This is a genomic window from Ruegeria sp. S84 (genome assembly GCF_056583445.1).
The window spans coordinates 3,643,848-3,662,324 of sequence record NZ_CM152618.1 but is presented as its reverse complement, the minus strand read 5'-3'; the positions used below and the strand labels follow the sequence as shown (position 1 = coordinate 3,662,324).

Annotated in this window: 17 protein-coding genes and 1 pseudogene; 11 read left to right on the top strand and 7 right to left on the bottom strand. The window is 53.4% G+C overall.

All coding sequences use genetic code 11. The annotated features are described in order from the left end of the window. Positions 1-9 precede the first annotated feature (9 nt). Positions 10-837, bottom strand: coding sequence for an NmrA family NAD(P)-binding protein (locus AC1DFB_RS18395; RefSeq protein ID WP_170402603.1), 828 nt, complete (start codon positions 835-837; stop codon positions 10-12). On the opposite strand from AC1DFB_RS18395, the gene AC1DFB_RS18390 reads away from it, so the two are divergent. Further along, a complete protein-coding gene (locus AC1DFB_RS18390; protein ID WP_480921817.1) occupies positions 804-1,970 on the top strand; it encodes an AraC family transcriptional regulator in 1,167 nt (388 codons plus the stop codon). The genes AC1DFB_RS18395 and AC1DFB_RS18390 overlap by 34 nt on opposite strands. 439 nt (positions 1,971-2,409) lie before the next feature. Further along, the gene (locus AC1DFB_RS18385; protein WP_480886777.1) at positions 2,410-2,658 is read left to right on the top strand and encodes a hypothetical protein; all 249 of its coding nucleotides are present in this window, start codon (positions 2,410-2,412) and stop codon (positions 2,656-2,658) included. A 198-nt stretch (positions 2,659-2,856) separates the two neighbouring features. Here AC1DFB_RS18385 and AC1DFB_RS18380 read toward each other — a convergent pair whose 3' ends face one another. Continuing rightward, a complete protein-coding gene (locus tag AC1DFB_RS18380; protein WP_170402606.1) occupies positions 2,857-3,126 on the bottom strand; it encodes an HlyU family transcriptional regulator in 270 nt (89 codons plus the stop codon). Between the two features lie 47 nt (positions 3,127-3,173). Beyond that, the gene (locus AC1DFB_RS18375) at positions 3,174-4,373 is read right to left on the bottom strand and encodes an ROK family transcriptional regulator (RefSeq protein WP_480886903.1); all 1,200 of its coding nucleotides are present in this window, start codon (positions 4,371-4,373) and stop codon (positions 3,174-3,176) included. A 186-nt stretch (positions 4,374-4,559) separates the two neighbouring features. Here AC1DFB_RS18375 and AC1DFB_RS18370 point away from each other — a divergent pair. The 8 genes and pseudogenes from AC1DFB_RS18370 to AC1DFB_RS18335 all read left to right on the top strand — a co-directional run bounded on the left by AC1DFB_RS18370 (position 4,560) and on the right by AC1DFB_RS18335 (position 11,350). Next, positions 4,560-5,578, top strand: a pseudogene (locus tag AC1DFB_RS18370) (substrate-binding domain-containing protein). A 117-nt stretch (positions 5,579-5,695) separates the two neighbouring features. After that, positions 5,696-6,766, top strand: a complete 1,071-nt coding sequence (locus tag AC1DFB_RS18365) for an ABC transporter permease (RefSeq protein WP_170392953.1) — start codon at positions 5,696-5,698, stop codon at positions 6,764-6,766. After that, on the top strand, positions 6,766-7,548 hold the full coding sequence (locus AC1DFB_RS18360) for an ATP-binding cassette domain-containing protein (protein ID WP_170402609.1): 783 nt from the start codon (positions 6,766-6,768) through the stop codon (positions 7,546-7,548). The genes AC1DFB_RS18365 and AC1DFB_RS18360 overlap by 1 nt, the downstream gene beginning before the upstream one ends. A gap of 121 nt (positions 7,549-7,669) precedes the next feature. Further along, positions 7,670-8,215, top strand: a complete 546-nt coding sequence (locus AC1DFB_RS18355; RefSeq protein WP_480901434.1) for a nucleoside/nucleotide kinase family protein — start codon at positions 7,670-7,672, stop codon at positions 8,213-8,215. Positions 8,216-8,460: 245 nt separating this feature from the next. Continuing rightward, a complete protein-coding gene (locus AC1DFB_RS18350) occupies positions 8,461-8,712 on the top strand; it encodes a transaldolase family protein (RefSeq protein ID WP_480921816.1) in 252 nt (83 codons plus the stop codon). 8 nt (positions 8,713-8,720) lie between these two features. Next, a complete protein-coding gene (locus tag AC1DFB_RS18345; RefSeq protein ID WP_480921815.1) occupies positions 8,721-8,966 on the top strand; it encodes a hypothetical protein in 246 nt (81 codons plus the stop codon). 52 nt (positions 8,967-9,018) lie between these two features. Further along, positions 9,019-9,186, top strand: a complete 168-nt coding sequence (locus AC1DFB_RS18340; protein WP_170402615.1) for a hypothetical protein — start codon at positions 9,019-9,021, stop codon at positions 9,184-9,186. Positions 9,187-9,538: 352 nt separating this feature from the next. Beyond that, positions 9,539-11,350, top strand: a complete 1,812-nt coding sequence (locus tag AC1DFB_RS18335) for a BCCT family transporter (protein WP_480761547.1) — start codon at positions 9,539-9,541, stop codon at positions 11,348-11,350. Between the two features lie 17 nt (positions 11,351-11,367). Here the strand turns inward: AC1DFB_RS18335 and AC1DFB_RS18330 are convergent, their stop codons facing one another. Beyond that, positions 11,368-11,970, bottom strand: a complete 603-nt coding sequence (locus AC1DFB_RS18330; protein ID WP_480886901.1) for a TetR family transcriptional regulator C-terminal domain-containing protein — start codon at positions 11,968-11,970, stop codon at positions 11,368-11,370. Positions 11,971-12,160: 190 nt separating this feature from the next. Between AC1DFB_RS18330 and AC1DFB_RS18325 the strand changes: the two genes are divergently transcribed. Continuing rightward, the gene (locus AC1DFB_RS18325) at positions 12,161-13,555 is read left to right on the top strand and encodes an aminotransferase (protein WP_480921814.1); all 1,395 of its coding nucleotides are present in this window, start codon (positions 12,161-12,163) and stop codon (positions 13,553-13,555) included. Positions 13,556-13,591: 36 nt separating this feature from the next. On the opposite strand, the gene AC1DFB_RS18320 is transcribed toward AC1DFB_RS18325, so the two are convergent. Genes AC1DFB_RS18320 through AC1DFB_RS18310 form a run of 3 tightly spaced genes read right to left on the bottom strand, consistent with a single transcriptional unit; the run spans position 13,592 to position 18,460 of the window. Continuing rightward, the gene (locus tag AC1DFB_RS18320) at positions 13,592-15,160 is read right to left on the bottom strand and encodes a trimethylamine methyltransferase family protein (RefSeq protein ID WP_480921813.1); all 1,569 of its coding nucleotides are present in this window, start codon (positions 15,158-15,160) and stop codon (positions 13,592-13,594) included. 25 nt (positions 15,161-15,185) lie between these two features. Beyond that, positions 15,186-16,385 carry an aromatic ring-hydroxylating oxygenase subunit alpha gene (locus AC1DFB_RS18315; RefSeq protein WP_480921812.1) on the bottom strand — a complete coding sequence of 400 codons (1,200 nt, stop codon included), beginning with the start codon at positions 16,383-16,385 and terminating at the stop codon, positions 15,186-15,188. Between the two features lie 8 nt (positions 16,386-16,393). After that, a complete protein-coding gene (locus tag AC1DFB_RS18310) occupies positions 16,394-18,460 on the bottom strand; it encodes an oxidoreductase (protein WP_480921811.1) in 2,067 nt (688 codons plus the stop codon). Between the last annotated feature and the right edge of the window lie 17 nt (positions 18,461-18,477).

Here is an 18,477-nt window from a genome sequence, read left to right as displayed (position 1 = left end):
CAGACCGACTCATGCAGCTTGTGTCCAAGCGCCAGACTTTGCGGCTTCATCAGCAAAATCAGAGAAATCGCGCGGAGCTCTCCCCAAGGCACGTTGAACACCGTCCGCAGTGTTCGCATTGCGACCATCAAGTGTTTCCCTCGCTATGTCAGTAATCACGTCAGCAATCATCTCTCCGCTCGCGTTGATGATTTCCGCATGGAAGTCTTCAAACGAAATCGGCACATATTGCACGGTTCTGCCCATTGCGCGTGAAAGTTCGGCAGCCATTTCGGCAAATGTCATGAGACGCGGCCCTGTAACTTCATACAGCTCGCCAGTGTGTCCTTCCTCGGTCAAGGCGGCGACGGCAACGTCGGCAATGTCGTCCACGTCGATAATCGGTTCACGCACGTCACCTGCGGGCATGGGCAACACACCGGCCATTACCGGCTCCAGCAATGCACCTTCAGAGTAGTTTTGCGCAAACCACGCCGCACGGACGATCGTAAAGGGCACACCGGAGTTCCGAACAACCCCTTCGGCACGTTCGGCATGAAATTCTCCGCGACCTGTTAACAGCACAAGTCGCTGCAGTCCTTTTTCTCGAGCCAATGCCGAAAAGGCCGCAACTTGCTCGACCGCGCCCGGAAAGGCGATGTCAGGAAAATAGGAAATATAGGCGGCAGAAACACCGTCCAGGATTGCGGGCCATGTCTGCGGTTTTTCCCAATCAAATGGGGTTTTGCTATTCCGCGATCCACGCCGAACTGCATGGCCCCTGTCTTCAAGGCGCGTCACGATACGTGATCCGGTTTTACCTGTTGCGCCAAGTACCAGAATGGTTTGCTGTGTCATCGGTCATCTCCGTAAAATCAGTCGATGACCCCAAAATAGGTAAGCACGAAGGACGAAGAAGTCTGCATTGTCCTGACTTTTTATCCATTCATCCAAAAATTGTGGACAATTGGGGAGATATCGAACAGTCTGGTGCAGTGAGCCAGATCAACCCCCATATTCCCGACCCCCATGCAATGGCGCAGCCAATCGGTGATCCGCTCGGGGAAATTCTTCATCTTCTGAAACTGACGGGTACATTCTATTGCCAGTCGCGCATGTCTGCGCCTTGGGGCGTTTCTATACCGGGTTTCCCCGAAATACTGAGCTTTGCGGTCATTACGCACGGGCGTTGCTTTATGAGGGTCGGAGAAGATGTGCCGTTTGAAGTCGAGAAAGGCGACTTGGTTCTGATGACAAATGGCGCGCCAGTTGGGTTCTCCAGCTCAAAAGACACCCCACTTTTGAAACTGGAAGAACTGCCCATACGCAAGGTGACCGAGCTCTACGAAACACTAGAGCACGGCGGCGGTGGAGCCGAGACCGGAATCATGTACGGGCTCGTCAGGATAGATCACGCGGCCAGCGGCATGTTGATGGCCTTGCTTCCCGACGTGCTGAAAATCGATCCGTGGGAAGAGGATGCAGGGAGCTGGCTACAAGCAACTTTGCAATTCATTGCAAGAGAGGCGCGTGAATTACGACCGGGCGGTGAAACAGTGATTACACGCTTGGCCGATGTGGTTGTCATCGAGGCTATTCGCCGATGGTTGAACAGTGCGCCCGACGCCAATCGAGGTTGGCTGAAAGCCGCCAGAGACCAACAGATTGGCCGCACCATTGTTTCCATTCATCGCGCACCCGCAGCAAACTGGACAGTCGAGTCTCTTGCACAGGTTGCAGGTATGTCCAGATCGGCATTTTCCGCACGGTTTACCGAGCTCGTCGGTGTGCCGGCAATACAATACCTCGCAACTTGGCGAATGCATCTGGCGCGGGAACGATTAATTGCTACCGATCAACCAATCTCGCAAATCGTGGCTGAGATAGGGTACCTATCTGAACCTTCTTTTAACAAAGCATTCAAACGGGTTTTTAACATGCCTCCAGGGAAAGTCCGCAGACTACAATACCAGGTGCAAGGCGGCAATTAGACGAAGACAGAAACGTGTTGTAGCAAGGTTGGTAGCTTTGTGCTTAAGGAGATCAGCTTCAGGCTCGAAGCCGACCTGCGGCAATTTATCTCGCGTACCATATAGCGATGTAACTCCTGCACTCCGCCGTCTTTTGACATTCTTCTTTCAATGGTGCGCTTTGCTCACGCAAAGGAAAAGAGATTGAGTTCACTTTTTTGCGCGCCATGAAACAAGTACATATGGAAAGGGCACCGTCAAAACAGGCAAGGCAAGCAAACCCGGCCTATAGAATGGTTCGGTTTAAAAGCGGCAAACATCGCAATTGCGGTCTATTCCAAAGGGGTTAAACCCACCTGCGATCAGAAGTCTGTATGTCCCCTACGGCAAGCTCGTGAACTACGTCGGTGGGCGCAGCAACGGCTGCACAACCTGCTCGCAATCCGCTTCAAAAGAGATTTTGGAGCTTGTCGAAGGAAACCCGACCACGCTCTATATCTACCCGGAATCAAAAGACATTAACGCGGTTGCCAAAGCGGTGGAGCAAGGAAAATCGCTTTCGCGCGCGGGCGTCTACTGGAACGCAGCATGTCTGAAGGCGATTGACGCACCCAAGTTTTGGCCGAAAAGAACTTTGCAACCGATCATCAATCAATGGCGGGCGGCCCTGCCCAAGCAGCCGCCGCTAGAACTGCCAATTTGCCAGTAGCGGTAGGTGCACTTTTTTAGGTGCACTTTTTTTGCTTAGAAAACACCTGCGGGACCTTCTTGTTTCGTAGATTGGCCTTTGGTGTCTGGACAAGAGTTGGGGAGGAAACATGTCTCGCAGCATTATGGAGGGCAAGGCCGAGAGATTTGACGTTGACGCCGTAGCGCTCGTGGAAAGGGATGATAGCCAACAGTTCCCTTAACCGAAAATACACTCGCCTTGCTCGTCAATCACCTGTTTCGCCTTGGTGATGCTAAAGCTCTCGGCCTGATCCCGGCTTTCGAAGACATCCGCCCGGATCAGCGCATAGGTCTTACGATCTCCGTTGATGATTTTTTCGATACGGGCCGACAGGCGATACTTTCCGCCCTCGGCAATCAAAACGGGGAAGATGTCGAACCCTTTGTACGAGACCGGTTGCAGCTCCGACTTTTCACCGCCACCAAAGAGTTTTGAGAAGATTGACATTACGCGGTTCCTTTCTACTTGGGAAATTTGACCCCTATGAATTTCGACTACATCCCAGAAAGCCCAGCATTAGTGTTCAATAGAAACTGGCGGAAAATCGGGCTGCTTGCCGCCCCAATCCCGCGGGCGTTTTCCCCAATAGCCGCAGCTTCTACAGCCGGAGGAATCAAACCGCGTTTATCTTGGTTGACTAGGTAACGACGAACCCGTGAGACCAACTCCTCCCGTATTTCAGATGGGAATGCGCCGTCGATAAAAATTGCCTCAAAGTCGATGACCGCGCAAATAGACAGCGCAGCTTTGGCCAGTTCCTGCGCGGTGGTACCGATCCATGGTTCGACATAGCGCGAAATGCTGCTCCAGTCCTGCGGCTTTTTCCACAAAATTCCCGGATCAACACCCGCTTCTATCAACCTGTCCTCGAGCAGGAACAGCGATGCAGTGTCAATCAGTTGCTGGCTTTCACCCAAAGGACCCGTCGTTCGCATGGCACCCAAGGCACCGGCATTGCCTTGGTTGCCCTCAAATACGGTGCCATTCAATGCAACGCCTCCGCCAATCATTGAGCCTATGAAGAAATAAAAATAGTCTCGATACTCAGCCCCGCGGCCATAGAGGTGCTCCGCGTGACACGCGGCAGTAGCATCATTGACCACAAAGACCGGCAGTTCGCTGAACTTGGCCACCTCGGAAAAGAAGTTCACGTTTCTCCAGGACCTGAATTTCTGAGCCGCAAGCCCAGAAAGGTCGTGCCACTTCCACAGCTCGAACGGTGTTCCGATTCCAATCCCGCATACACGGTCCCGAAGTTTCTGGGGTTCATTGGCCAGAAGCTCTTCCAATCCTACCTCCAGAAACCCGAACACTGCTTCGGGTAGCGGGTAGTCATAAGTCGTCGAGAGCTGTTGGCGTGGCTTACCGGTGAAGTCGATCAAAAGAAGATCGGCGCTGCGGCGACCGATCTTCATTCCCACCGACAGAATGCCTTCGGGATTGAGCTCCATGGGGATCGAAGGTTTCCCAACTTTGCCCTTCAACGGCGTCCCACGTTTGAGAATCTCGTCCTTTTCGAGCTTACGCAGAATGATCGACACGGTCTGGGGTGACAGGCCCGTCAGCCGCGCGACGTCCGCCCCGGCAGCAGGTCCATGCCGTTGTAAAACCGTCAGAATGAGGCGTTCGTTATGATCACGAACACCGCTTTGGCTTACCCCGCCGGTTAGTATTTTCAACGCCTCTCTTTCCATAACCTTAAACATAAACACCTTGTTTTCTTATGAAAAGATACGTGGGCAAATTAATAAATAAACTTTATTTATTTATTGACACAGAGGCTAGAATCACGGTTTCTTGAACGGGACCTTCATTGGAGGATGGAGGCCCGCCTTGTCGCTATTCCGCGCGGGGCCACAACAGTTTTCTGGGAGGACAACATGAGAAATCTACTCAAGCTCGCCGCATCCGCGACTGCGCTGACTTTGGCCGCTGCATCCGCGCAAGCGGCTGGTGAAACCGTCTGCCTGATTACCAAGACCGACACCAACCCCTTTTTCGTTAAGATGAAGGAAGGCGCAACCGCCAAGGCAGAAGAGCTGGGCATGACGCTCAAGGCGTTTGCCGGCAAGGTCGATGGCGACCATGAAACTCAGGTTCAGGCTATCGAGACATGTATTCTCGATGGCGCAAAAGGCATTCTGCTGACGGCATCCGACACCAGCTCGATCGTTCCTGCGGTTAAACAGGCGCGAGATGCAGGCGTTCTGGTCATTGCGCTGGATACGCCGCTGAGCCCGATTGACTCGGCGGACGCGACATTCGCGACGGACAACTACAAGGCCGGTCTGCTGATCGGTCAATGGGCTAAGGCCAAAATGGGCGACGCCGCAGCCGATGCCAAGATCGCGACGCTGGATCTGAACGTCAGTCAGCCGACAGTGGACGTTCTGCGCAATCAGGGTTTCCTCGACGGGTTCGGCGTGGACCTGGCGGACCCAAATGTCATCGGTGACGAAACCGATGCGCGGCTGGTTGGCAGTGACGTGACCGACGGTAATGAAGAAGGCGGGCGCCGCGCGATGGAAAATCTTCTGGCCAAGGATTCATCCATCAACGTTGTTCACACGATCAACGAACCGGCTGCTGCGGGCGCATATGAGGCGCTGAAATCCATCGGGCGTGAAAACGACGTACTGATCGTTTCGGTTGACGGGGGTGCCCCGGCGTCCAAAACGTCGAAGCCGGTGTGATCGGGGCGACAAGCCAACAATACCCGCTATTGATGGCCTCGCTTGGGGTTGAGGCCGTGAAAAAATGGGCCGAAGAGGGCGTGAAGCCCGAAAACACACCCGGCAAAGACTTCTATGACACGGGTGTGGCACTCATCACCGACCAGCCGGTTGATGGGGTCGAGTCGCTATCTGTCGCAGAAGGCCTGGATCTCTGCTGGGGCTAAAGGCAGCCCTACAAGGTGAGGCGCGCCGCAGCGCCTCATCAATCCTTTCACCAGCAAACCTAAACTTCCTGTAAACTGATTTCGTGGACGCGATGCCAGCCACGAAAAGGGGGAGAGATGTCTGAAGCAAACCAAAACGCCCAGGAATTCGAAACCGCCGCCAACGCGTCAGAAACCGTAGCGGAATTTGAAGATCACCGGCGTGGTGTTCTGGGGAAGTTGCAGCATCTTCTCCATGTCAACCCTTCCTTTGTGCCGTTGATCGTTCTGGTCGGCGCCATCGTAATTTTCGGCCTGCTGCTGGGGTCCAAATTCTTCTCACCCTTTGCGATGACGCTGATCCTGCAGCAGGTTCAGATCGTGGGCATCGTGGCCGCAGCGCAAAGCCTTGTCATTCTGACCGCCGGCATCGACTTGAGCGTCGGTGCGATCATGGTGTTTTCATCCGTCATCATGGGTCAGTTCACCTTCCGCTACGGTATCCCCGTGCCCATTGCTGTGATGTGCGGGCTGGCAATGGGAACGCTGATCGGGGCTCTTAATGGCTGGCTGGTCAGTCGCGTAAAGCTGCCGCCCTTTATTGTCACGCTCGGCATGTGGCAGATCGTTCTGGCGACAAACTTCCTGTATTCCGCAAACGAAACAATTCGCAGCCAGGATATCGAGGCCAACGCCCCGTTCCTGCAATTCTTTGGCACCAAATTCAGCATCGGTGGCGCGACCTTTACGGTCGGCGTGATATTCATGCTCGTACTGATTTTCGTGTTGGCTTACGCACTCAAACACACGGCCTGGGGCCGGCATGTCTATGCAGTGGGGGATGACCCTGAGGCGGCTGAACTATCCGGTGTGAACGTGCACAGAACGCTGATGTCAGTTTATATGTTATCCGGTTTGATCTGTGCCTTTGCGGGCTGGGCCTTGATCGGGCGCATCGGGTCGGTTTCACCTACATCCGGTCAATTAGCCAATATCGAAAGCATCACCGCGGTTGTGATCGGGGGCATCTCTTTGTTTGGCGGGCGGGGATCCATCCTGGGATCGCTGTTTGGCGCGCTGATTGTTGGCGTGTTCACTTTGGGGCTTAGGCTTCTGGGCGCAGACGCACAATGGACCTTCTTACTTATCGGACTTCTCATTATCGCTGCAGTTGCCGTCGACCAGTGGATTAGAAAGGTATCGGGCTAATGTCAGACTCAACTCCAGTCGTCCAAGGCCGCGGGATCGTAAAGCGCTATGGCCACGTTACCGCCATCGACCATTCCGACTTTGAACTGCGCCAGGGGGAAATCCTGGCAGTGATCGGAGATAACGGCGCGGGCAAATCATCCATCGTGAAGGCGATCTGCGGCGCCACAATCCCGGATGAAGGCGAGATTCTGATCGAGGGCAAAAAGGTTAACTTCACCTCTCCGATCGATGCGCGGAATATGGGGATTGAGATTGTCTATCAGCAGCTCGCCATGTCTCCTGCCCTTTCGATTGCGGACAACATGTTCATGGGGCGCGAAATCCGCAAGCAGGGGTTCATGGGTAAATACATGCGTAAGCTTGACCGTCCAGCGATGGAGAAGTTTGCCCGTGAAAAACTGACCGAGCTTGGGCTGATGACTGTACAGTCGATCAATCAGGCGGTTGAGACTCTCTCTGGTGGCCAACGCCAAGGTGTTGCCGTTGCTCGTGCCGCTGCCTTTGCAACCAAGTTTATCATCATGGACGAACCGACGGCTGCTTTGGGCGTCAAGGAAAGCCGCAAGGTGCTTGAACTGATCCAGGACGTGCGTGCGCGTGGCATTCCGATCATCCTGATCAGCCACAACATGCCTCATGTTTTTGAGGTTGCCGACCGCATTCATGTTCATCGGTTGGGCAAAAGGCTCTGCACAATTGATCCCAAGGATTACACGATGTCCGATGCAGTCGCCTTCATGACCGGTGCCAAGGAACCCCCAAAAGAGGACGCAGCGTGATCGAGCAGGACGTACAGCGCGTTTGCGACCTGATCTCCTCCCGGCGGCAAGTTGGAGTCCGGACGATTATCGCAATCGCCGGCCCCCCGCATCCGGAAAGTCGACCTTAGCGGAAGCCGTTGTGCAGTCGCTGAACACTCAACAGAGCTCGGCGGTTCCGTCAGCCACACTTGTACCAATGGATGGTTACCATTTGGACAACTGCGTGCTGGAAACGCGTGGATTGCTGGCGAGAAAAGGCGCGCCAGAGACTTTCGATGGGGTCGGGTTTTGCGCTGCAATCAGAGAGCTTCAATTTACGCGCCACGAGTCCTTTCATCCCAAATTCGATCGCACAATGGACCTCGCTATTGCCAACGCCATTGCGGTTCACCCGGCAACTCCGGTCGTCGTCGTTGAGGGTAACTATCTTCTGATGGACAGCGACCCGTGGAGAAACCTAACGGATGTCTATGCTGCAACGGTTTTTGTCAGCCCAACTTTGGAAGAGCTTGAAAACAGGCTGCAAAACCGCTGGATCAGCCATGGATTTGACCCGCAAACCGCGCTGCAACGCGCAATAGCGAACGATCTGCCAAATGCAGAACTCGTCATCAGCGCTAGTCGAAATGCCGACCTAAGATTAAACCAGAACTACACCGAATTCGGGACGCACCACGCGTTCTGAATTTACGCCCTGGACCCCGCCATCCGTCGATGCAGCTCCTCTGGGTGAATTCACGTGCAACCAAAATTAGTTCACACACATGAGGAAAACTCATGAAGTTTTTTGCGGATACTGCAGAAGTAAGCGAAATCAAAGACCTGATAGACTTGGGACTTCTTGACGGCGTCACCACCGATCCAGGTCTGATTGCGAGATCCGGCCGCGATTTATGAGAAATCATTGCAAAAATTTGCACTCTGACGCATATGTCGGTCTCTGCAGAAATCGCGGCATTGGATACAGCTGGAATGATCGCCGAAGGAGAGCGTCTTGCATCGATTGCAGACAATGCCGTTGTCGCACTTCCGCTGACCCCGGATAACCTCAAAGCATGCGTCCATTTCAAAAGGAATAGCATCAGAACGAACATCACGCTCTGTTTTTCACCAAAACAGGCTCTTTTAGCAGCAAAGCCCGGCGCGACCTATGTGTCTCCGTTTTTTTGGCAGATTGGATGATACTAATTTTGGACGGAGCTGATGCGGTTTGGGAAGCAGGCATAGAATCCGTGGCTGCAGAAATCGAAAAGACCCGGACCTTCTTTGATTTAGCAAAGCGCTTCGGTGGCCTCGACACCGCTCTTCGCCGAGGCACGGCCAACGGACACGGAAGTGGTGGAAACAATCCTTCAGAAATGCTCGATGATTCGCCTATTGCGAAGGAATTAGTGATTTTTTGGGGAGCCGTTGCAAGATCCCAGGAAAGAAGTTGAAAAGCACGATCCCGTCTCATCACGCTTGCAAATGATCATCGAGAGGTTGGTCATGGCTTTGAAAACGGGCTTTGCTTGGTGCCTAAAAAAGGCCAACCTAATTGTCGATACTGCGATCAAATGGGCAATCCCGGCAGGCGGTACGGGTTATCTAGCGCTACAACCTGAAAATCTCGAAGCGGTGATAGAAGTGGCGAAGCGACTCCTCGGCTTCCTTTGACAACAGCAGGCGTTGTCCTTCCATATTCTACCGTGTCTGCTCCCCGTCAGTTCACAATCTAATCGCATTCCACTAATAGCCTTCACCGATTATCACACAGCGAAATAACAAAAAAAATGAAGGGGCTATCGCCAGTAGAACGACTTTGGATGCCAAATGACAAAACCTTTGATTCTAGGTCATTCAATTTTCAGTAACCGCATAGGTTTTGCCGTTTGCGAATAAAAGCTTTTCCTCTCAGCTATCGATCCCGCTACCACACTCCTATTCAGGCTGAGAATAAAATAGTCTGGACCCCAGCGACTGGCAGCGCGGCGAGCAAAGCAGTCAATTTATGTAAGACCGGAAAAACATGGCGCTTCAAGAACCTTTCACAGACCTCAAAATAAGAACTCGGCGGACCGGCTTTTACAAAGGGTATTGCCTTCCGATTGCGCTGGTAAGCAAACTCTCGGTTTCTCTACTCGTTCTCTGGGCGCTGGTTTGGCCACTATCAGCCAATGATACACTGCGATCTTGGAAGTCAGGAATTCTGTCCGAGTTCAATACATTCTACAATCTTTCCGTTGGATTGTTTGTACTTTTCCTTTTCCTTATCGCGCTCATTCCTTCAACCGGCCGAATGAGGCTGGGTTTAGAAGATGAGAAACCGGAATTTTCTAACTTCTCTTGGTTTTCGATGATGTTTGGGGCGGGTCTGGGCGTGGGCCTAATGGTCTATGCAACCGCTGAACCACTTGGCCTTTGGGAAACCAATCCACTGACTATTTCCGGGGAAGTCACGCCCAAAAGCGAAGACGCGATTGAAGGAGCCTACCGCTATACTTTTTTGCACACCGGATTTCACGCCTGGGCAATATACGTCGTCACCGGCCTTAGCCTTGCCTACTACGCATCTACCAGAGGCATGCCGCTGACAATCCGCACCGCACTGACCCCGTTGCTTGGAGAATATTCAAATGGTGTTGCAGGCCATGTGATCGATATACTCGGAGTCGTTGCGACAATACTCGGCGTAGCGGTAACGATCGGTTATGGCGTTTCTCAATTGGTGGATGGTGCGTTTCTAATTACCGGAGCGAATTGGCTTGTGGAGAAAGAAGTAACCAATATGATCCCGTCAACCGCCGGCCTAATAACGGCGTTGATCGTTGTTATGATTATGTCGACACTCTCTGCCGTCTCTGGCGTCGGGCGTGGTGTCAAATACTTGTCAAATATTAATCTTCTCTTTTCACTGGTATTGCTGGTGGTATTCATTGCTTATGGCTCATTCGTGTTTGCGGCGACGACCTATGCTACAGCGCTGGTTGACTATATCAAAAATTTTGTCCCTCTGAGCTTCCAAGCTTTTCGACCGATTTCCGAAGTCGAGTTTGCCTCAGTATTGCCTGCAGAAGCGGCACCCTTTGTCGGCGAACTCTTTGCGGGTGCAACTGATCCATGGGGAACAAAAGCAACCTTTCTTGAGGGTTTGAGCAACGAAACAGCCGGTCTTTCTGATGCGACCAAGACTGCAGTTTATAACGCGGGTACAAGCGGAAGGTTGTTTGGATGGCAGGCCGGATGGACTACATTTTATTGGGCATGGTGGATCGCGTTTTCGCCCTTTGTCGGACTTTTCTTAGCGCGTATCTCAAGAGGGCGGACTGTGCGCGAATTTATACTTGGTGCGGTCATTACCCCGTCCCTGGTTTGTTTCGCATGGATGGCCATTCTGGGCGGGGCCGCCATCGATTTGGAACTGAATGGAGATGCCAATGGATCAATCATTGCGGCATCAACGACGGCAACACTGTTCGTCACCTTGGGGGAAATGATATCGGGTGACCTGCTCGCGGTAGTGAGTGTCATGTGTATTCTGTTAACCATGACCTTCCTTGTCACATCCGCCGACTCTGGCATCCTTGTGATGAACACGATCATGTCCGGCGGGTCTGAAGACACGGGCCTGCTTCATCGTATCCTCTGGGGTGTTCTTCTAACCCTTGTAATTGGAACTCTGCTGGTCGCGGGCGGCGGTGGATTAGAGGCATTGACCAATTCGATGATCATCGGGGCACTGCCGTTCAGTGTTGTTTTACTGCTTATGTGCGTCTCTTTGGCCAAAGCAATGATCAACGACTTGCGTCGATTTCACCATGAGACACAGACGGATTCGTGATTGACCGAAGTTAGTTCCTAGTCACTTAAGTCACCTGCACCCGCGGATCGACTATTGCTAAAGTGTTTTGGAAATATCGACTGCAGCACAAACAGGCAGATCTTCAAGGCCTCCGAGGGTTTGAAGATATCCGAATGCAAATGGTAGTCGTTCCAAAGCCCTTCCAACAAAGCAACCAACGCGTTTGTTGCAAGTTTGACGTCTATGTCCTCGTACTCGCCTTCGTCCTTTATTTGTTCCAACAGCTCCAGGATCATCGCGCGGAAACCTTTGTCTCGCGAGTCGATGAAAGGAAAAACGTTTGGGTTTGAGAGCGCTTCAGCCCGAAAGGAAAACCAGATCGAAACGTCCCGCGCATTAAGGACCAAGGGGTCGAAATCTGCCTTAATGATAGAGATTAGCTTGTCTGCCGGGTCTAACTCTGGATTGATTGCAATGGCCTTCCACTGCCCCGCGTAGCGGACTGACAGTTCCTCAGCCACCGCAAGCAGCAGCTTTTCCTTGGAGCCAAAGTGTAGGTTTATCATCCCTTGCGACAATCCCGACAACTCTTGGATTCTTGCCGCGGTTGTGCCGCGAATTCCGTATTTATAGATGGCGTCTGCAGCCGATTGGATCAACTGATTTCGGTTCTGCAACCTGCTGAGTTCCCGTGCGTTTGCTGGAGTATCGGGCTCGAGAGTAATTTTACTTGTCCTTTGCTGGGGTGCGCTTTCTTGATCTTTTCGCATTTAACAGAGCGGAGGTTCAAGGATTGACATTGAATGAATGCTTGTTCATTTTGTGATATATATTACATCACGGTGGCCTATGACCCTATCGAACTCCGACTTTCAATCCATACGCAATTGGGACAACGAGAACTTTCTGCACCCGTGGGAGGGCATGGCACATCTGGGCCAAAACGAACGGACCTTTGCCGAAAGCGGTCTTGGCGTTCACGTCGTGACAGAGGACGGAAAGCGCCTGATAGACGGCCCTGCTGGTATGTGGTGCATTCAATTGGGCTATGGAAACACCGAGATTGCCGACGCGATGGCGCAGCAGGCGAAAGAGATGGCGTATTTTTCGCCGTTCAATAATGCCAACTCGGCTCCGGCCCGGTTGGCACATGAAATTGCCCAGAGAACCCCGGGTGACCTGAACCACGTGTTCTTTACAACAGGAGGTTCAACGGCCGTGGATAGCGCTCTGCGGTTTGTGCAATTTCGCAATAACCTGCTGGGAAAACCTGAAAAGAAAATCGTGATATCGCGGCAGAAAGCTTATCACGGATCGACGTATCTGGCGGCCTCGGTGTCCGGAAAAGAGCGTGACAAAGGTTGGCTGGACCAGGCAAGTCAGCTGACGCGCTTCCTGCCGAATGTTAATCCGTATACTCGTCGCTTCGATCAGACGGTTGACGACTTTCTGGACGAAAAAATAGCGGATCTGGAAAACATGATCTTACAGACCGGCGCAGACAAGGTCGCTGCTTTCATCGCTGAACCGATCTTGTGCTCTGGTGGCGTCATTGTGCCTCCACAAGGATATCATCAGCGCTGTCTGGAAATCTGCCAGAAATACGATGTCCTGTATATTTCAGACGAGGTCGTGACCGGATTTGGGAGGCTTGGACACTGGTTTGCTTCTGAAGACGTCTTTGGAATTCAACCCGACATCATCACTTGCGCCAAAGGCATGACGTCCGGGTACGTACCTATGGGGGCGTGCATCATCTCTGATCGGCTGATTGCAGATGTGAGCGGAGACCACGGGCGGAACGCTACTTTTTCAAACGGCTTCACCTATTCGGGCCATCCAGTGAGCGCGGCAGCGGGATTGAAAACTATTGAAATCATGGAACGCGACCGCATTCTGGAACATGTCCGCGCAATCACTCCGCTTTTTGAAGAGCGCCTACAGGCTCTGGCCGACTTGCCACTGGTCGGCGATGCCCGCGGTATGGGGCTGGTTGGATGCGTTGAATGCGTTGCGGACGCCGAAGCTAACAATTTATTGGATCTAGATAAGTCGGTTGGCGCTATGATTGATCACCATTGCCAGGAAAACGGGCTGATCCTGCGGCCCATCATCAACATGTGTGTGTTCTCCCCTCCGCTGATCATCACGGAGGGCGAGTTGAACGAGATGTTTGACATCCTTGAAAAAGGAATCCGGCTGGCAACCGACGACCTGACGCGCCAAGGCGTATTCAGAACATAGGAGCAACCGCGAAGCCTGCCCTACCTGCAGCAGCGCTTACCCAGCGCGCATTGCATCACGGGGCAATTTGATCGGGAACTTGGACCGAACCTCTTCGTCCGCCTTGCTACCAAAGTAATTCGGGTAGTGATTGGACAGAATGTCATCCACTACGGATCGGCTACGCTCGAACATGTCCTGACGACCCGCTTTCTCCCAAGTATCAGTCAGCTCGCGGTCCATCAGTGTCGGGTAGACATACTCGGTTTCCATGTACTGCAATGTCTGAGTATTACCGAGGAAATGTCCGGGATCGATCGCGCATTCATGGATGACGTCGACTGAAAGCGTTTCATCACTCACCTCAATCCCGCGAAGCGTCCGTGAGATCATGCCCGCAGCTTCGTTGTCGATGACCATCGACTCAAAGCTACAGCCCATCAGGCTGCCGAGCATTCCGCCAAACTCGCAGAGCCGGTTGGCACCGGCATGAGCCGCCAAAGCGAATGTCAGAGCTTTTTCTAGACCATATTGCGCATCGGGGATTTTGGAATCCGTCATACCACATCCGACGCTGGTCGGCAGGTTGTAGAAATTGCCCATTTGGATAGCTGCCGCGGATATCAACGCCTGCTCACCACTGCCGCCTGTAAACGATCCAGTGCGCAGATCGGTAATAAACGGCCAAGCTGCAAAGACAACGGGGGTGCCCGGGTTAATCAGGTTGGCAATGGCGACGCAAGATAGTGTCTCGGCGACGGCTTGCGCCAAAGTCCCGGCCAGAGGCGCAGGCGACGTCGCCCCAGCTTGCGGTGGAACAGCCAAATCGCAGACAAGCCCCATCTTCGCTGTATCAATCAGGATCTCCAAATTTTCCCGCCCGAACCGGAGCGGGGACACTATGGGACAACCGCCAAAAATGACTGAGGGTTTCTCGAAGAATTTGCCCTCCCCGCCTGATGCCAGATCGAACAGATGAATCGCGTCCTGAATGTGCTCTCGAGTACGGAACGTCAGGCAAGATGGTTTTTCGCTACCCGCCAGAATGGCGTAGAGCATGCTCATGTCATGCTCGTAGTCCTGCGGCACATCCGTTGCCAGAACCGTATCACCGGTCATGTGGATGTTGTCGAGCCGGTCAACCAATCGGGTAAAGTCGTAAATGTCCTTGAGTGTTGATGGCCGGAAACTGCGAGTCTCCGCGTCGAAAGTTGTCACAGCAGTACCGGAGTTTGCGTAATACACCTTGTCCTTGGTGCAGTGCATGTCGTCCTTACCGGCTCGCGAGCCGCGTGCGTGGACATAGAACTCGCTGGCAGCCTTCGCCAAAAGGTCTTCCATCAACGCGCGAGGGAAGCACAACCTACCATGCTCGTTCACCATCGCCCCTTTGGGCAGCACGAGATCAAGAACTTCCTGCGTTGGATCACCGACACCCGTACGCTCCAGAATGCCAAGAGCGGCTTGATGGATGCGCGACATGTCAGCGTCTGAGAGGGGCTTGTACCGCCCACCCGAAATGCCCGGCCAGATTGCTTGCGAGGCGACGTTGCTGGTTCGCACAGCTGCACGTGCTTCACGCCCACCCCCGCGCCGTCTTGATCTGCGCTTCGTTAACTCTGTCATAGTATTTCTCCGAATTCTGAGCGTGTCAGATCATGCTGAAGTAATTGCGATAAAACCCGGGGATGCTCCACTCCATCTCGGACAACGGCCCTGGGACGAAATGGTGCGAGTTCACGCCTTCCTGATTGTGTCGTATGATCCGCTCGTCATCGAGCGACGTGACATGCCAAAGCCACGTCAGAGTATCCTTGTCATAGTCGCGACCCTCTTCAGCGCCTCCGCCTACGTACCAAACGATCTGAATATCCGTTTCCTGCAGGGCGCGAGGGACGAAGCGATACCCGACCATGTGATCTGCATAGACAAGGAAGTAGTTCAGTGTGCCGATCCCCAGATCAGTTGCTCCGCCATCGTGGGATTTCAGTTCGCCCAAAGGCGGCGCCAGAGGCGCTCCATCCTTGCTGCCGGTCACATAGCCGGGAAACAAAGGGTAGCGCCGCCAATAAACATCTGCGCCTGGCGCGTCCGCATTTTCTCCTGTCAGATCAAGTTCCTCGGTGGGCACTCCGGCTTCTTTCATCCGTTCATTCAATGCCCCGATAAACTCAAGAACCTGGGCTGGGTCTTTCAGGGAATGGCTACGCGAATAGTCCTGATGGGAAGGCGCGCAGTGATAGCATTCCAAGTAGTTCTCAAGGGCCAGTTTCCAGTTCGCCGGAACCGGGTATGATGCCTCGTGCGCGACTTTCAGGTTTTCAAAATCGAACGGCTTTGAAAGCGGGGCCAGCCTTTCCAGGGCAGCATCCAGCGGCGGAGCATCTTCTGCCGCGCAGACAAAGATCAGACCCTGAAAAGTCTTCACCTGAACAGGGAACAACCCGTACTGGCTAGGGTCAAAGTCCTGTCCCATCGATCGCCCGTTTCGTAGCTTGCCGTTCAGGTCAAAAGTCCATGCATGATAAGGGCATATGAAGTTGCGCACCTTGCCTTGCTGTTCAATGCAAACCCGCGATCCTCTGTGGCGACATACGTTCAAATGCGCTCGCACCTCGCCCTCACGATCCCGAACGACAATAATGGACTCGGGCCCATAGTCGAACAGGAAATAGTCGCCCGGTTCAGCGACCTGACTAACGTGGCCGACCCAGATCCAGTTACGGTTCCAGAACGCGTCCATATCGTTCTCGTATACTGCTTGAGACGTATAGAAGTGTCGAGGCAAGGCGAACCCCTCCTGTTGCGCGTCCATCAAGTCGCGCATTACTTGCAAGTCATCTTTTGGCATTACGCACCTCATGCAGATTCAAGGGAAACGATTTCCCGGCGGAAGAATTCATGGTCGATGTCGTCCGCATTACGTTCGAAATTTCGAGCAGCCATGTGACCCGAATATACAGCGTCCGCGATCAAGCCCGGGTTTGCGGCATCTCCGATTAATTCCAACGTACGCAGCGGACTTTCATTCAACCCGCAAAGCTCGTCGTAAAGGGCGGTTTCTCGCATTCGTTGCGTCACCAGAATGACGGAGCCGCATTCAATGAAATTCTCTCGCCCCGTGTAGACGCACTGCAATGTCGCCTGACCTGGCGCGACATCGACCAAGGTCTGGGACAGATTTAGGTGAACGCCTTTTTCCAACAGACTGCGTTGCACTTTAGTCTGCTCCAACGTCAATTCGGTAAACGGCGAAACTATTGAGGCCGGCGTCACAAAGAAAACCTCTCGCCCGGCCTGAGCCAAATGATCCGCCAAGACTCCACCGAGATAGGCTTGATCATCATCGTAGACCACAATCGAGCCGTCCTGCGGCATGACCCCGGCCATAACGTCATCCGGAGTGAAAACCTGAGAACCTGAATCGATTGACACACCGTGGAATGCAGATTTTCCGCGCCCGTCTCGTCGCCATTTTGCGCCCGTTGCAACAAAGACGTTCGGAATACCCAGTTCGACGACCTCACTGGCTGACAGACGGCTGTCGGTGAACAGATGAACGTTCCCGCGTTGTTGCAGGTCGTAAATTCTGTGATCTGTCACGCGCTTCCAGGCGGATAGCCCGATCAGGCTAGCTTCCTGCAACACGCGGCCGCCAAGCTCTTGCTTTGCTTCCGCCAGAGTTACCTCGTAGCCCCGACGCGCCAATTGCATGGCGCATTCAAGCCCGGCTGGTCCACTGCCGACAACGAGCGCAGCTTCCTCTTCTACCCGACGCTCAATGATCTCAGGATGCCATTTCCTCCGCCACTCTTCGCCCATAGTCGGGTTTTGGGTGCAGCGTATGGGGACGCCGAGAGAGTCAGATGAAACACAGATGTTACAACCAATGCATTCGCGGATTTCTTCGATGCGACCTTCCTTGATCTTGTTGGGCAGAAACGGATCAGCGATGGATGGTCGCGCCGCGCCGATAAAATCAAGGATACCCTTCCTGACCAGTGACGCCATCAAGTCCGGAGACGTTAGACGCCCGACGCCGACAACAGGCTTAGAGGTCACTTGTTTCACAAATTCGATATATGAGGTTTGAAAGCCGTCGCGGGGCTCGAACCGGGTCGTCGCAGAATCGTTGCTCCAATCCGCCACGTTAACATCCCAAAGGTCTGGAAGCTCGGCCAGCAATTCGACTACAGCACGGCCTTCTTCCTGTGCTTGCATGCCGTCTGGCCCAAGCATTTCATCAACCGCAAACCGCAGGGCAATGGCGCAATTGTCTCCAACCTCCTCCTTGGTTTCTTCCAGAAGCTCGCGGGTCAGTCGCACCCGGTTCTCCAACGAACCTCCATATTCATCCGTCCGATCATTGAACTGTGGCAGCAGAAAATGATGAGGCAATGTCATGTGATGCCCGGCATAGACATACACAATGTCGAATCCGGCTTCGCGCGAGCGACGAGCCGCAGCGCGATGCCACTTGCGGAACTCACGAATATCCGACTTGTCCATGGCCCTTGCCTGTTTCGGGTATGGGGTCTGCAGGACAAGTTCTGATGGGGCCAGCAAGGGCGCACGGGTCAGGTGGTTTTGGGCATGGTGACCGTTATGCGCCAATTGGATTGCCGCAAGCGAGCCCTTCTCATGAATTGAGTCGGTTATTAGACGCAGTGCGGGAATATCCTGATCGTCCCAAATTCGGTTTTCAGAATAAGGAGACAAATCCGAAGTTGGATGAATCTCGGCCTCCTGAGTGGATACAACCGCCCAACCGCCCTCGGCTTTCATCGCCCGCATGGCAGCTTCGGCCTGAGGTCGCAAATGACCCAAACCATTGCAGTGGGGCACTTGGTAGAACCGGTTACGAGCCGTTACTGGCCCGATCTGAACCGGTTCGAAGAAAACAGAATATCCGTCAGCGCCTGACATTACCGCGCTTCCTCCAA